Origin of the sequence: Clostridium carboxidivorans P7, assembly GCF_001038625.1 — a bacterium.
GTDB lineage: Bacteria > Bacillota > Clostridia > Clostridiales > Clostridiaceae > Clostridium_AM > Clostridium_AM carboxidivorans.
On the sequence record NZ_CP011803.1, the window covers coordinates 3,191,695 to 3,206,309 of the forward strand.

12 protein-coding genes are annotated in these 14,615 nt (G+C 30.4%); 3 read left to right on the forward strand and 9 right to left on the reverse strand.

The window, feature by feature from the left end:
- Nucleotides 1-11: 11 nt before the first annotated feature.
- Nucleotides 12-1,361, reverse strand: coding sequence for a Na+/H+ antiporter NhaC family protein (locus Ccar_RS13910; RefSeq protein WP_007060509.1), 1,350 nt, complete (start codon nucleotides 1,359-1,361; stop codon nucleotides 12-14).
- Nucleotides 1,362-1,496: 135 nt separating this feature from the next.
- On the opposite strand from Ccar_RS13910, the gene Ccar_RS13915 reads away from it, so the two are divergent.
- The gene (locus tag Ccar_RS13915; protein WP_007060508.1) at nucleotides 1,497-2,363 is read left to right on the forward strand and encodes a LysR family transcriptional regulator; all 867 of its coding nucleotides are present in this window, start codon (nucleotides 1,497-1,499) and stop codon (nucleotides 2,361-2,363) included.
- A gap of 256 nt (nucleotides 2,364-2,619) precedes the next feature.
- On the opposite strand, the gene Ccar_RS13920 is transcribed toward Ccar_RS13915, so the two are convergent.
- Nucleotides 2,620-3,972 carry an MFS transporter gene (locus tag Ccar_RS13920; RefSeq protein WP_007060507.1) on the reverse strand — a complete coding sequence of 451 codons (1,353 nt, stop codon included), beginning with the start codon at nucleotides 3,970-3,972 and terminating at the stop codon, nucleotides 2,620-2,622.
- Between the two features lie 132 nt (nucleotides 3,973-4,104).
- Entirely contained in the window at nucleotides 4,105-4,728 is a 624-nt protein-coding gene (locus tag Ccar_RS13925; protein ID WP_007060506.1) for a 4-carboxy-4-hydroxy-2-oxoadipate aldolase/oxaloacetate decarboxylase, read from the reverse strand.
- Between the two features lie 371 nt (nucleotides 4,729-5,099).
- On the opposite strand from Ccar_RS13925, the gene Ccar_RS13930 reads away from it, so the two are divergent.
- Together Ccar_RS13930 and Ccar_RS13935 are read left to right on the forward strand one after the other, a co-directional pair.
- The gene (locus Ccar_RS13930; protein WP_007060505.1) at nucleotides 5,100-5,996 is read left to right on the forward strand and encodes a LysR family transcriptional regulator; all 897 of its coding nucleotides are present in this window, start codon (nucleotides 5,100-5,102) and stop codon (nucleotides 5,994-5,996) included.
- A 378-nt stretch (nucleotides 5,997-6,374) separates the two neighbouring features.
- Nucleotides 6,375-6,599, forward strand: a complete 225-nt coding sequence (locus tag Ccar_RS13935) for a DUF1659 domain-containing protein (protein ID WP_007060504.1) — start codon at nucleotides 6,375-6,377, stop codon at nucleotides 6,597-6,599.
- Between the two features lie 309 nt (nucleotides 6,600-6,908).
- Here the strand turns inward: Ccar_RS13935 and Ccar_RS13940 are convergent, their stop codons facing one another.
- From Ccar_RS13940 to Ccar_RS13965, 6 genes are all read right to left on the reverse strand, one after another.
- A complete protein-coding gene (locus Ccar_RS13940; RefSeq protein WP_007060503.1) occupies nucleotides 6,909-7,796 on the reverse strand; it encodes a thermonuclease family protein in 888 nt (295 codons plus the stop codon).
- A gap of 1,014 nt (nucleotides 7,797-8,810) precedes the next feature.
- A complete protein-coding gene (locus tag Ccar_RS26390) occupies nucleotides 8,811-8,939 on the reverse strand; it encodes an Abi family protein (RefSeq protein ID WP_242655080.1) in 129 nt (42 codons plus the stop codon).
- 993 nt (nucleotides 8,940-9,932) lie between these two features.
- A complete protein-coding gene (locus Ccar_RS13950; RefSeq protein WP_007060501.1) occupies nucleotides 9,933-10,709 on the reverse strand; it encodes an EFR1 family ferrodoxin in 777 nt (258 codons plus the stop codon).
- Nucleotides 10,710-10,917: 208 nt separating this feature from the next.
- On the reverse strand, nucleotides 10,918-12,456 hold the full coding sequence (locus Ccar_RS13955) for an ASKHA domain-containing protein (protein WP_007060500.1): 1,539 nt from the start codon (nucleotides 12,454-12,456) through the stop codon (nucleotides 10,918-10,920).
- A gap of 262 nt (nucleotides 12,457-12,718) precedes the next feature.
- Complete coding sequence (locus Ccar_RS13960; RefSeq protein ID WP_007060499.1) at nucleotides 12,719-13,576, reverse strand: methylenetetrahydrofolate reductase; 858 nt, start codon at nucleotides 13,574-13,576, stop codon at nucleotides 12,719-12,721.
- A 254-nt stretch (nucleotides 13,577-13,830) separates the two neighbouring features.
- Nucleotides 13,831-14,592, reverse strand: a complete 762-nt coding sequence (locus Ccar_RS13965) for a SagB/ThcOx family dehydrogenase (protein WP_007060498.1) — start codon at nucleotides 14,590-14,592, stop codon at nucleotides 13,831-13,833.
- Between the last annotated feature and the right edge of the window lie 23 nt (nucleotides 14,593-14,615).

A 14,615-nucleotide genomic window follows, 5' to 3' on the forward strand; every position in this document is an offset into this window, starting at 1 on the left:
GGTGCAGCTTGTTAACACTTACAGTTATTGATGCAGCTACATTTAATTTTATTTTTATTTGAATATTTAGAATATGTGAAATAAATAATAGGTAAAATATAAAGATAAAAAGCATAAGGCAAGTATCCTGTTGCACTTACATTCATAGTTGTTGTAGGTACTAATGCAGCTATATTCCATGGAATAAGTGCAGAAATTAAAATTCCGGAATTCTCTAAATCTAAAGCAAATTGATATTTGCTAGTAGTATTATAACAGTCTTCCATAATTTTATTTGTCATAACAGTAGCAATTGATTGATTACAGCCAAATGCTGCAGTTAATATACTTACTATTGAAGTAATTCCAAATAGCTTATGCTTTGATACGGATAGCCTTGAGAATAAATTTTTTACTTTATCGAATATTTTTATTCCTTCAAATATGCCAGCAAGAGAACAAGATACGAATATTACTAATGAAGGTTTTAGCATGGATATAATACCACCTCCTTTTATAATACTTTGCAAAGTGTTGTGATTAGCTATTTTGAATCCAAAAATAATAAAATAAATTAATTCTTTTAGTTGGTAGCTTTGAAAAAATATAGCTAATACAGATGCAGATAAGGTACTAATTAAAATAGAAATACTAATTTTAACCTTGCATAATACCAATATGAGTATAATAGCAGCAGGTAGTAACATAATAAAATTAATATTAAAGCTTTTTAAAAGTTCTGCTGATAGATTATTATTTACAACTTTTAATGGTTGAGACACTGAAAATATATAGTAAAAAATTAGTGACAATATAAATGGAATTATAGACGAACGTATCATATTTTTGATATTAGTATATATATCTGTTTTTGTTAAATTGGCAACTAAATAAGCACTTGAAGACATAGGAGAACATCTATCTCCAAAGTAAGCACCTGCGATAATGGCGCCTGCTATTAAATTTAAATTAATATGTCCACTTCTGGCTATTATCATTAAAGGTATTCCAACAGTACTAACTGTTCCTAAAGAAGTTCCTATTAAAAAAGATGTTATACAACAAATTATAAAGGTTGAAAGTACAAAAGTAGAAGGATTTATATACTTTAAGCAGTAATATATTATGCTTGGTATTGTACCAGAAGCCATCCATGAGCCAATAATTGCACCGATTAGAATAAATATTTTTAGGACTACGAAGGATTGCTTACCTCCATCAAATGACATTTTACCTATTTTACTCAAAGTATACCCATTTTTTAAGGCAATTACTGCAAACAAAATCCAACAAACAATTAAAATGTATCCAATAAATATATTTTCTAATACGCTGAAAATTATGAGAAAAAAAGAGACAATTAAACCTATATATATTTCCATGTTTTATACCTCACTTGATTTAATTTTTTATTTCATGTACCATTATAGCAAAGAAAGGTATATACGAAAAATATCTATATGCTATTACACTTATACAAATATATGTATAAATTTAATATGTGGAGTGATCATTTTATGGACATTAAGCAACTTACTTATTTTATTGCAATTGTTGAAGAAGGGAATATAAGCAAAGCAGCTGAAAGAGTACATATAGCCCAACCACACCTTAGCCAGCAATTAAAACTTATGGAAGATGAATTAAATGTTAAATTGGTAGAAAGGAATACTAGAAAGTTCCAAATAACTGATGCTGGACGAAGATTGTGGTATAGATCTAAGCAAATGATAGAATTAATGGAATCAACAGTTAAAGAACTAAAAGATTTTAATGAAGGATTAGAAGGAACATTATCAATTGGAATTATAGCATCTTCAGGAAATATAATTTTTCCGCAGAGAATATGTAATTTTAATAAAACATATCCAAAAATAAATTTTGAAATACGAGAATGCAGCACAGATGAAATATTAGAATTGTTAAAGAGTGGTGTAATAGAAATTGGAATTATACGTACACCTTTAAATTCAGAGATTTATGAGTCTATAAGTCTACCCACTGAACCAATGGTAGCTGCAACCAATAATGACTATCACTGGAATAATAAGAGAAAGAATATATGTTTAAAGGAACTTGTAGATAAACCCCTATTAGTACATCGCAGATATGAAAAAATGATAACAGAATTATGTAGACAAGAAGGGTTTAAACCAAGAATACTTTGTAAAATCGAGGATACCCGATCCATATTGTTATTAGCAAATGCAGGAATGGGTATTGCAATTGTACCAAAGGATTGGGTAGAACTTATTCCAAATATGAATTTAAATTATAAAATAATTAAAGAAACATCATTAAATACAAGTACAACTATAGTATGGATGAAAGATCATTATTTATCTTCTGCTGCTAAGCATTTTTTAGAAACTTTTGAAGTGTAAATAAAATGATTTAGTATACAAATTTAGATAAATATGGCTGTGATACTGCTTTTGCGTCAAGAATAATTTTTGTTTCAAACATGTGTTCTATTATTAATATATCAATTTTATGCGGATTGTTTTAAACTAAGGTATGTAATTGATATTTTAAGGTAAAAAATAATAATATAATAGCACATAAACCCTTGAAAACATTAAAGTTTTCAAGGGTTTTCGACAAAGTAAATATAAAGTTTAAGTTATATTTAAAATGACTCTAACTTACCTCTTGTACATCATTTTTTAAATTATTATGTACCCTTTTTACCATTTTGTAGAAGAATACAGCTAAAATACTAGTAAATGTAGAATACATCATACCTAAATACCATATTCCAGAGAACTCTGTATAAAATGCTCCACCTTTGACAGAATATTTTGCAGCCATATATCCACTTAAGCCTAGCATAATAGCTCCAATGAATTGTCCAACCATATTGGCTAATCCAACAGTTGCACCATAGGTTTTACTAGACCATAATTCTGCACCTAAAGCATTCATCATGCTAACCAAGTTTATAAGTATACCTGTTACAAAAGCTAGTATTCCTAATAAAATAGGAGAAGGTATAGGTAAAGTATATGAATAATACATTATAAACATAAGAACTTGTACAACACAAACGATTACAGAACGAGGAATTCCTCTTCTTAAAAGAAAATCAGATAACAATCCAACTAAAGGAGTTCCTACAGCTCTTCCTAATACGTAAATTGTAGACATAAGACCACCTGCTATAATTGCTTTTTCTTTGTTCATACCATAATGTGTATAAAAATCTGTAGCATACATAACAATCCAGCCAGGTATTAAACGAGTTCCTACAGTAAAGCCAGACCACATAAATGCAAATAGCCAGAATTTGATATCAGCTAAAATAGCTTTTGTGCTCTGAAGATATGATACTTTTTCCTCATCATCAGGTTTATCTATTTTAGGTTTGGATAGTACTTCTATATCAGAAGGAGCCGGACGTAAGAATGCAAAAGCAATACACCCAATAATTATTAAAGTTAGAGCAGATAAAATAGATGAAGCTCTCCAATTTGATAAACCAAAGAGTGTTCTACCATTAGAAAGAATAAGAGCAAAAATCGGCATTAGTAAAAATGTCATTATCTCGCCTAATCCTCCACCTGCTCCTATGAACATAGTCATGGCAAAGCCTCTTTCCTTTTTATTAAACCATTTTGTAAGTACAGCACTTGCAGGAATAAAAGATGCACCTGACATAAACCCCATTACAGCACGCCACACAATTCCTTGCGTTAAATTACCACTAAGAGAGAAGCCCACAACACAAAGTGCAAGTGCACATAAGCCAAGTGGAATAACACGTGTTCCTCCAAATTTATCTGTTACCATTCCCCATGGAACTTGTCCTAAAGCATAAGCATAAAAGAATACTGAACCTAATATACCTAGTTGAGGTTTAGTTACTCCCCAATCAGATATAAGGTACTTAGTAACCCCTGTATAATTCCAGCGAACCAGTTCTGCAGTGCAATAGATAAGCATACAAATAAGTAGAACAATCCATCTATACTGTTTTTTTTCTGAAAATTTCATAAAACTTCCTCCTATATGTAGTATCCCATGAGTTTATATTTAATTTTTCAATAGTTAGTATGTTATATTTGAATTTTATTTCTAACATTGAATCTTTATATAAAAAATAAACTTCTGAAATAATATTTTAAATTACTTATTCCATTTTTTATTGAAGCCCATAAGTTCAGCTGTTGTTTTTCCCTGAGCTAAAAGTATTTTTATTTCATCTTCCTTTTGTTTCTTCGCTTTTGATTTCTTTAAAACTTCTTCAGCTCTTTCTTGGGGAATAACAACAATTCCATCACAATCTCCGATGATAATATCTCCAGGATTTACAATACGTCCTCCGCACTGAATAGTTGTATTTATTTCACCACAAGTTTCTTTTAAGGTTCCATTTGGATTTACCCCTTTTGCAAAAACAGGAAAATTCAATTCGATTAAATCATTTTTGTCTCTACAGGCCCCATCAATGACAACGCCTTTAATACCACGAGCTATACAAGAAGTTGCAAAAAGTTCACCAAATACTCCTGCACCTGTATATCCTTTACAATCTATAACTAAAACTGAACCTGGTTTAGCTTCTTCAATCGCTTTATGTATGGTAAGATTATCACCAGGTATGCAACTTATAGTCATAGCATAACCTGTAAGTTGAAATTTATCATGAAGAGGTTTAATTGATTCATCCATACTACCTTCTCTATTGTTAGAATCGCAAATATTACCTGTTGGAATATCAATAAATGAGTTAATAAGTTGTACGTTCATATTTTATGTCCTCCATTGTTTATATTTTTATTCATGCTATATGTACGTTTACATTTGTTTTAACAAAGCATAGATTTATAAGAAATAATTATAAATCTTTTAATTAAAAGTTTAATTTTGCCTAAATTGTTGAAGATGATTAGATATTTTGAAAAATAAATATATCTTATAAAATGCTAAATTATATATTGAACAACTGTAAAATAATGTTAAGTTCATTTTTATTGAAGCAACAGTTAGATTAGTAGGAATCCCGGGTTTTCCGTTTAAATTTAACTTTAAAGTAATTATAGCATTTGAAATAATAGTTGAATATCAAATAATTCTGCTATATAATATCGATATAATTGGTATTTTGAGGTGAGAAAATAGTGAATGTGTTGTCAATAGAAGCTTTTCTAGCTATAGTAGAAACAGGCAATATTTCTGCAGCATCAGAAAAATTGTTTTTATCGCAATCAACAGTGAGCCATAGACTAAAATTATTAGAAGAGCAGTTAGGTATACAATTACTTGTTCGAAATAAAGGTCATAGAATTATTCAGTTAACATCTTATGGTAAGGAATTTATAAGCATAGCAGAACGTTGGCTTTCATTATGGAAGGATACACAAAATTTAAAATCCAGACATATATATAATGACATTGCAATAGGAAGTGTAGATAGCTTAAATAATCACACTTTTGTACCTTTATATCAAAAAATTGTAGAAAAAGAACCAAAGATAAATCTTCAAATTAATACACACCATTCATCTGAGATACATACATTACTAGAAAACCGTGTCATTGATATAGGTTTTGTATTCAGTCAGATTCATCATAATAATATAATTACGAAGCCTATATATTCAGAAAAAATGTATTTGCTTTGCAATAAAAGTTGTAACTATTATGACAATATAAAAACTAAATTCCTATTAAAAAAGAATGAAATATATTTAAAATGGGGACTGGATTATCAGCAGTGGCACGACAGCCATTGGGATCCTGATGAAAAGTCTTTTATAACTGTAAATACAGGTTCAATGCTTTATAATTATTTAAATAAAAAAGATGCTTGGGCAGTAGCGCCATTATCAATTATAAAATCAATTGAACGTTTTAAAGATGTTGCTTGTTATTCAATTAGTGATTCTCCACCAGATCAAAAATGCTATCAACTAATTCATCGCTACCCAAAAGCTAGTCATATAAATGGTATTGAAATATTTTTAGAATATCTTGATGACTATATTAATACTTGTGATTGGATTAATAAATACTAGCTATTTATACATATTTATATATAAGTCTAATAGCTTTTACATATTTTTAATATATATAAATCCTTGTTATAATATATAGTAGGTAAATTAATGAATTAAATATTAATCAATAGTCACTAGTTCATTTTGCAATAACCAAATATAGATAACTATTTTAATTAGTAGCTATCTGGTGGGAGTGACACTCTTTTCAACTACATAGGATTAGTTGTAAAAGTATGTAGAGTATTATTATACATATGTTTACAACTAACCTTATGTAGTTTTTTTATTTCCAATTTTGGATTAATCTATATTTAATTTTTTTAAATTATATAAAAATTTCCGTCTCCTTTTCAAAAAATCAACCTATATATTAAGTGAAAGGAGATGATAAGCATGGCTGCAAAAGCAACAAAGCTTGAAACTGCAATGATTCTTAAGTACAAGGATGGTGTAGACAAAAATGGAAAGGATGTAATCAAAAAACAAAGTTTTTCAAAGGTGAAAACTTCAGCAGCAGATCAGGATATTTTTGATGTAGCAAAGGAATTTGAAAAGCTGCTTGGAAAAACTCTAAACGAACTTGTAAGAGAAGACCAAAGTGGAATAACCAACGCTTAAAAATAATACGAAGTATTATTTTTAGAGGACAGTTGACAAAGTACAATGGACAGTGAAGGAGGATTTTTCTCCGCTAAACTACGAAAAATCTTTAATTTAAAAGGAACTCATACTTTTGTTTTTCAGTGGTACTCTTTGAGTAAGCAATGTTTTGCATTAGCAAAACAAGCTTAAAAAAATAAATTAGTTTTCTGACGTAAGGAAGAAAACTCACCTTCACTGTCCTCTGTCAATTGTCCTCTGTCCTCTAATAGCAATCTCAGCCAAGGCTTCGCAACGACCCCCGGGGGTCGTTAATAAATTGTTTTGCTATTGAGGTGGATTACAAACACTACAAGGTTCATAACCTTGAGCTTTAGCATCACTTAAACTTATTGCAGATTGACTCTTTCTTAAATACTTACAACCTGCAGCATGATATTTTTTCCCTGTTCTAGTTATATAAACAGTAGCAGTTTGATTATTGCTTTGAGTTGTTTGTTGCGCTGGAGCTTGTTGAACTGCAGCACTACTATTATTTGAAGAACTACTTGCATTGCTTGTACTACTGCTGCTACTTGATGTATTTGGTGCTGCTATTCCATCACCTTTGGTAGTTCCATTAGAATTTATAGCCCAAAGACCTCTACTATTTTGTCTAGCCTCTGCAGCAAACTTTTTAAAGTAATCAGCATATTTTACATCTGGTGGATAAGTAGATTGCTCTGCATACCCATTTAATGCTAAAATGGAATTGAACATTTTAGTTCTAATTTCATTTTCATTTATTTCTTTTGGTTGCTCTAACCAAACATATCTTAAAAGTCTTCCATACTGATCAGTGTCACTTGTATCTTTCTCAAGATATACTGTCTTTCCTAAAAGTTGAGATTTTGTGTAGCTAGAAGCTTCCTCTCCATATTGCTCATGTTTTGTTGTACTTTCTGGAGTATTTACACCTATAAATCTAACCTTTGTTTCAGTACCATCCTCTAGCTTTACATAAACAGTATCTCCATCAACATGCTTGGTCACTACTGCTTTGTCTAATTTTATAGGTGATTTAGTTTCTTCCTGTTTTTGCGTTGCTGCTACAGCATTCTGTTGAGCACCTGAATTACTTGAGCTGCTTGAATCAGAACACCCTACCCCTGTGAACAAAAAAACAATTGTAATAAGGCTAATTAAATATTTGTTTATATTTTTTTTCAAATTCATATTTGTCCCCCTTTTCACCTTATATTACACCCTAATTATATAATGTTTTTACTTTATCTTCAATTTCTTACTTATTAGTATAAGAAACTTAGCTTTCCGACATACAAACACATGTTTGCCAAAATTAACTTATTAAATTCTTAATAAATGGAGATAGTTATTTATAAAAACAGCTATATACTCAATTAAAAGTAAATTTACTAGAAAAAGAGATAGTATAGAAAATCAAGTTCAAATGTGTAAAGATCATGCAAATAATCTTGGTATACATGAATTTGAAGTATACGAAGATAAAGGTTTCTCTGGAGGTAATAATAGACATGCCTCAATATCTGAAAATGACTTGCAGTTAATTACAATAATACAGCATATTTTGCCATTAATACACGATCATCAAATCTTATCATTTTTAATAATTGCAGATGAATTTGTCCATAAAAAAACAGAGGTTATCTACATGACTTATTTCAAAAATATAATTATATGAGTAATGTAGGTGTGGCACACTGCAAAATAGATGAAATCTAAAAGTATCAAAAGCAAACAAAAGCTTCCAGTTTCTATAACGATCCCATAGTTACAAGGCGAACTCAAAAGTTCGCCTTGCTAAACCTGTTTTTTTATTTGTATATTTTATTCTAATGTTAATGATCCTGTATCCATACAAAACATTTTTAGCGCAAGTTTTTCATTGTTTGAAAACTATAATATGGAAAACACCTAAGTTTTGTTTGTACAAAGCTTAGGTATTTAATAAATTAATTTATCTACTCATTTTAAATAAAAAAACAAAAACCCTGGATTACTCCAGGGCCAGGCCTGTAATATTACGCATCATCGAGAGGCTCACAGGAACTGTTATTATATATTATTCATCAATATACTTTAAATTAACCTACACCTAAAATTTCTTCCCAATTATCATGAAAACCATAGTGAGTTAATTTTACAAATGGATACTTTATAATTAATTTTTTAAACCTATCAATAAAGTTGTCCATTATTAAATCATCATCAATTAACTTCAATATACTCAAGTAAATATAATAATGCTGCTCTTAGTTCTGCACCAAATTTATAAATCTGCATTACCTGTTCCATAATAATATTTTTATAAAACTTATCATTTTTTCTTAAAGTCAAAGTATACCCACTCAATCTATAGTAATTAACGTGAGATAAAACTTTATGTGCATAAGAAACATCGTCTATAATTAGTCCTATTTGATAGTTCTACTTTCAATAGAGATGATATCAAAAAAACTGGGCTAAGTATTAATGAAGTTAAAAAATTAAAGGAAGATATAATTAATGATTAGCAATAAAAATTGGAAGTGAAATAAACAAAATTTGTTGATAGAACAGCAAAAGAAATTATAAAGTTAAAGAGAAGGTGCAAGAACAAAATTATCTTTGCACCTTCTTTTTTACCAAGTTTAAATATAAGGCCTTTTATGTATTTAAATTTTAATTTTACTTTTAACATATATCCTCTCACCAAGTGATGTCTACATGTCCGTAAAATTCCTTTCTTATTATCCTTACTACACTACTATATAGATATGTGGTATATATTTATTTCTATATTCCATCTATTTTTATAGAATAATATAGACATCAAAGACATCGATATTAATAAACCCTTGCATTCAGCCATTTTAGGTGATGTCCTTATAGATGTCTATGGACTATTTTTATGGACATCATAGACATCAAGTGATTCTTAGATTCAAGTGGAGTTTGCCTGTTTGGTAAATTAATCTTTTTTAAAGACATATTTTTTATCTATTAAGGGCATCAGTATTTTCCCTTACAAAAACTTTTTGATATCCGTATATCAAGCTCATCTAAAGCTTTGCAAGAACCCACCAGAGGTCATCAAGAACCCACCAGAGGTCATTAAGAATTTATTCTAGAACACTTATATATATTCGACAAGAATGATTATTATCCTTTTATGAAATTATAAAATATCAACCCAAAACAAGATTAGAATTAACATTATCTGAATTAGATTTTTCTAACATAATGAAAGATTTATCCAAACATCACGCTGCGCATGGCTCAAAAGGGCATTATTATCTTGCATTAATATAGCAAACAGAAAACTTCATGTAATAACTCTAGAGGTGCTTTTTAGTGGTTTTGAAACAATTCCATAACCTTTATATCTGGATGATGGTATCGACCTCTTTTAACTGTATTTTTCTTATATTGTATAGATTGCTGTGGACACCACTGCATACATCCAACACATAATTCACAGTTATGCTTCCACTTTGGTTTTCCTTCAACAATTTTTATATTATTGGCAGGACAAATTTTTGAGCATGTGCCACATCCATTACACTTATCATCTGTCCAAAAGTTTTCATCTTTATCATTTGGTTTAAAGCTTTTATATATAAATCCCCCAATAGTATTCACAATCAGATTGCCATTTTTATTGACAACTTGATTATTTTTTATTATTGGAGCAATTTTAAGAATTTCTTCTTCCTCTTTTTTAAAAAGCTGCTGCTGCTTTTCCTCTGAATATGGAGGATACATAACCTGATAACTACCAGGCATAGCAATACCAAAACTTGCAGACAATTTTGCTCCCTTTTTATTTAGTATATTTTCTATTTGCTTAATTGAAATACCACTTCCTGATCCAAAAGTTGCCACTGCAAAAATATATGCATTTTTATTGATTTGAATTTTTTCCAAAAAACTCTTAACTATTGTAGGCAGCCCTAAAAAATAAACTGGAAATACAATTCCTATTTTCTCAGATAGATCACTACTTATGTCTTCTATATTGTTCTTACTTATTTGTACAAGCTTTACCTCTTCTAGTTCACTGCTTAAATCCTTTGCCACTTTTAAAGAATTTCCTGTTCCCGTGAAATAATAAATTGTTGTACTCATAATTACCTCCAAAATTTAATTAATTTCCCTCATCTCTATTTTACTATATTATTTATAAAAATGTGGATTCAACAAATTAAATAAGAAAATTTTAGGAATAAAAAATTATCCTTGGCTGTTCACTACTAATAATTTATTTTTTAACTTCTAATTATTGCGGTTTATACACAAGATGAATTGTTAACCCATAAATTTAGCAAGTTCAGCATTAACTTCTTCTGCGTTTTATATTTTCCATGACAGTTGGGTATAATGTAAAATCAGTATGTGGTAAGAATTTAGCTGCAGACATTTTTGATAGAAAATCTTTTGCCTCTCCCAGCTGCAGGTAAACTATATTATTAACTATACTTTCCACTGATAATAATTCTTCAGCATCTTTTAGCAGCATACAAGCTCCTTTCAGTGAACCATTACCTACTTGAGCAAACCGTTCTCTAGGTAGATCCGGATATAGACCAATAGTAATTGCAGATTCTAGATTAATATAAGTACCAAAAGCTCCGGCCATATATATCCGCTTTATTTCTTGAGGTCCCATTCCTAGTTCATCTAATAAGAATTCTACCATGGTGTTTGCCGCAGCTTTTGTATCCATGAAACTTAAGATATCTGTTTGGCTGAATGAAAGTTCTTCACCGGAACCAGACTCATTTTCCCATGCATATATTACTACATATTCTCCTTCCCTTAAAAGGATACGCTCTGATCTGCCAGGAACAAATCTACCAGAGTAATCAATCCAACCTTCAAGAAGCATTTCAGCCAGAAGATCAACAATTCCAGAACCACATATACCTATTGGTTTTGCATTCTGTATAGTGGTAATGATCATATCATTATTAACGATTCTAACCGAATCCACAGCTCCTGTACTAGCTCTCATCCCTTGTTTGCTTATACCGCCTTCAAGCGCTGGTCCCGCAGCTCCTGCCACCCCAATCATAAATTCATTATTCCCCAAAATCATTTCACCATTTGTCCCAATATCCATATATAAAGACAATTCACTTCCTTTATGAAGCTTAGTAGTTAACAGTCCACTGATGATGTCACCACCAAGATAATTAGCTGCAGAAGGAAAACAATAAACCAATCCGCTAAAAGGCAGTCCAATATCTCTCCCTGAAATAAAGTCGCATCTGTTAAAAGAAGGAGTATATGGTGTATAGAATATAAACCATGGATCAATACCAAACAGGAAATGGATCATTGTTGTATTTCCAGCAATAATTAAAGCTCCACATTGTGATGGGGAAATTCCTGTCAAGGAATGAATCTTGTCCATAAGTTCTTTAAAATTATTCAGTGTAGCTTGCTGGATTTCCTTTAAATGATCTTCATTGTCCTTGGCGTAAAAGATTCTGCTGAGTATATCTGCACCATAGGCCGCTTGATGATTTAATATGCTTTCTTCACATAGTACATTTCCAGAGTTTAGATCAACTAATTGCATAACAACAGTTGTGCTTCCAAGATCGGCCGCATAAGCAAAATTCTTATCTGTAGTATTTCCAATTTCTATTATAACAATTTCCCAACAATAACTATTCTGAACCATTGTGACAGTTAGTTTCCAATCAAAATTTCTTAACAGCTTATAATAAGATTTTAATGTAGAAATAGAAATATATACATTCCCATATTTAGGTTTTAATGCCTTCACAATTCTATCCTTATCAGCCACTGTATCACCAACCTCTGGTGGTTTCAATTCAAGGTATTCTTTTTTACATATTGGTTTCATTATTATCGTCCTCCTTAATTTTGTTCATTATTCAAGAAACATCTTTCACAAAATATAGTTGACAGCTAATGAGTTGAAAATTTAATAAAAAAACTAGTATTAGTTTCTTTTGGGTACTTACATTAGTTTTACTGAATGAATAAAATTTATTACAAAACATACTAATTCATATAAAAGTAGCTTCTTAAAATACATATGCATGCACTTTAGAAGCTTCTTTTATATCTAATATTAATTTTAAAAAACAAGTATTAAAATTACTCTATCTTATCCCGACATCTTTAATAATATCTGTTACATCCTGCCACTTATTTAAAGAATAAATATGAAGTCCATCTATTCCAGCATTTATAAATTTAAAAATTTGTTTTGCTGAATACTCTTTGCCTGCTTTTTTAAAGTCCTCCGGATTATCTCCATATCTGGCAATTATCTCTGCTAAATCTCTAGGTATAGAACTACCGTTAGATACAGCCATTCGAATAGTAGGATCTTTAGATAGTATAGGCATAACACCTACATCTATTGGCATTGATACTCCAGCTTTTCGAATCTTTTCTACCCACCAACAATATTGATCAACATCATGACACAATTGAGTCATAATATAATCTGCTCCTGCATCTTGTTTGATGCGCAAATGAGTAATATCTTCATCGAAAGAATATGATTCAAAATGCTTTTCAGGGTTACCAGAAACAGCAATAGTGAATTTAGGGAAATTACTTTTTATGTATTGTACTAATTCATTGGCATAATTAAAATCTCCACGTGTTCCTTCCCAGCCTTTAGGAAGGTCACCTCTTAAAGCTAAGATATGATCTACTCCCATATCCAAGTATCTTTGCAGCTCCTGTTTCATCTTTTCTTTCGTATTTCCAATACAGGTGTAATGGGTAACAGGAATGGATTTTCCACTATCCTTAATAGCCTTGCAAATCTCCATATTCCGACCTGCATTCGTCCCTCCAGCACCATAAGTACAGCTAATAAAATCTGGATTAAATTCATAGAGATGTTCTAATGTGTCTAAAAGCGGTTCTATGGGCTTATCACTTTTAGGTGGGAAAACTTCAAAGGAAAAACTCATTTTTTTCTTCATAATTTCAGTTACTTTCATATTAACCCCCATCCCGACGCTGCCACTGCGCCGCAAATAGTAATGAAAAATGGTGTGTGGCTTCCACCACTTGTCAATAATAAATTTGAAGAGAAGGTAAGAATGGTAAAAAATCCAATCCATCTTACCTATATAAATAGTATAAATATATTAGTTATAAAAGTATATAACCTATGTTACTGTTTATTAAATATTACAAGAATATTCTCTGACAATAAAAGAAAGTTCAAAAGATTTATCCTATTATTTAAATTTTATTCTAGCTTCTTTCCAACAGCAGCAAGATATATCGCAAATTCTTCATCTCCATCTAATTCTAAAAGCTCGTCTATCATTCTTTGGTCATATATTCCTATAGCACAAGTTCCTGATCCAACAGATTCACTAGCTAAATAGAGATTTTGACATACATGTCCAATATCTATTAGAATTTTCTTATGAGCCGTAATATCAAACTTCCACTCAGAGCGATATGGAATAGTACTCCATACAAATAGCACTGCAGCTTTTTTAGCAAAATTAGGTACAAAAGGTTGTTCTAGAGTAATTTCATCTATTTTTTGGTCTATTCCATCTAGTTCAAACATAAATAATAATTTGTGCTCTACTGGAAGATATCTGTAAACCCCCTTTTGTATTCCTTCCACCTGCATAATGAATAAATATGTTTCAAAGGAATGTGTTGCACCACTACAGGGAACTGTTCTAAGGGTAAGTCCAGCCTTATTTGTATCAGTAATGCCTTGAGTAGCCCATAATAGATATGATAGTTCTTCAAGGCTCATTGATTCATCTTTATAAAATCGTGTACTTCTTCTTTCCTTTATACATTCATAGATATTCTGTTTTTTCACAATATCTTCCCTTACCTTTGGGAGATCAATAATCTTAGAAGATGAGTTGAAAGATTTAACGCTAGGTGGTTGAGGTATTCCCTTCATCTTATCAGTTTTTATATTTTTGAATTCACTAAAGTTAGATTTTAAAAAACTTCTCTGTTGTTCATATCTAGACATAACGTATCCTCCAATGCTATATT

What these genes read in the sequence shown, in the direction of transcription:
- Ccar_RS13960 (WP_007060499.1), bottom strand. Translation starts at nt 13,576, where the DNA reads ATGAAAGTAACTGAAATTATGAAGAAAAAAATGAGTTTTTCCTTTGAA.
- Ccar_RS13910 (WP_007060509.1), bottom strand. Translation starts at nt 1,361, where the DNA reads ATGGAAATATATATAGGTTTAATTGTCTCTTTTTTTCTCATAATTTTC.
- Ccar_RS13925 (WP_007060506.1), bottom strand. Translation starts at nt 4,728, where the DNA reads ATGAACGTACAACTTATTAACTCATTTATTGATATTCCAACAGGTAAT.
- Ccar_RS13940 (WP_007060503.1), bottom strand. Translation starts at nt 7,796, where the DNA reads ATGAATTTGAAAAAAAATATAAACAAATATTTAATTAGCCTTATTACA.
- Ccar_RS13935 (WP_007060504.1), top strand. Translation starts at nt 6,375, where the DNA reads ATGGCTGCAAAAGCAACAAAGCTTGAAACTGCAATGATTCTTAAGTAC.
- Ccar_RS13920 (WP_007060507.1), bottom strand. Translation starts at nt 3,972, where the DNA reads ATGAAATTTTCAGAAAAAAAACAGTATAGATGGATTGTTCTACTTATT.
- Ccar_RS13950 (WP_007060501.1), bottom strand. Translation starts at nt 10,709, where the DNA reads ATGAGTACAACAATTTATTATTTCACGGGAACAGGAAATTCTTTAAAA.
- Ccar_RS13965 (WP_007060498.1), bottom strand. Translation starts at nt 14,592, where the DNA reads ATGTCTAGATATGAACAACAGAGAAGTTTTTTAAAATCTAACTTTAGT.
- Ccar_RS13915 (WP_007060508.1), top strand. Translation starts at nt 1,497, where the DNA reads ATGGACATTAAGCAACTTACTTATTTTATTGCAATTGTTGAAGAAGGG.
- Ccar_RS13955 (WP_007060500.1), bottom strand. Translation starts at nt 12,456, where the DNA reads ATGAAACCAATATGTAAAAAAGAATACCTTGAATTGAAACCACCAGAG.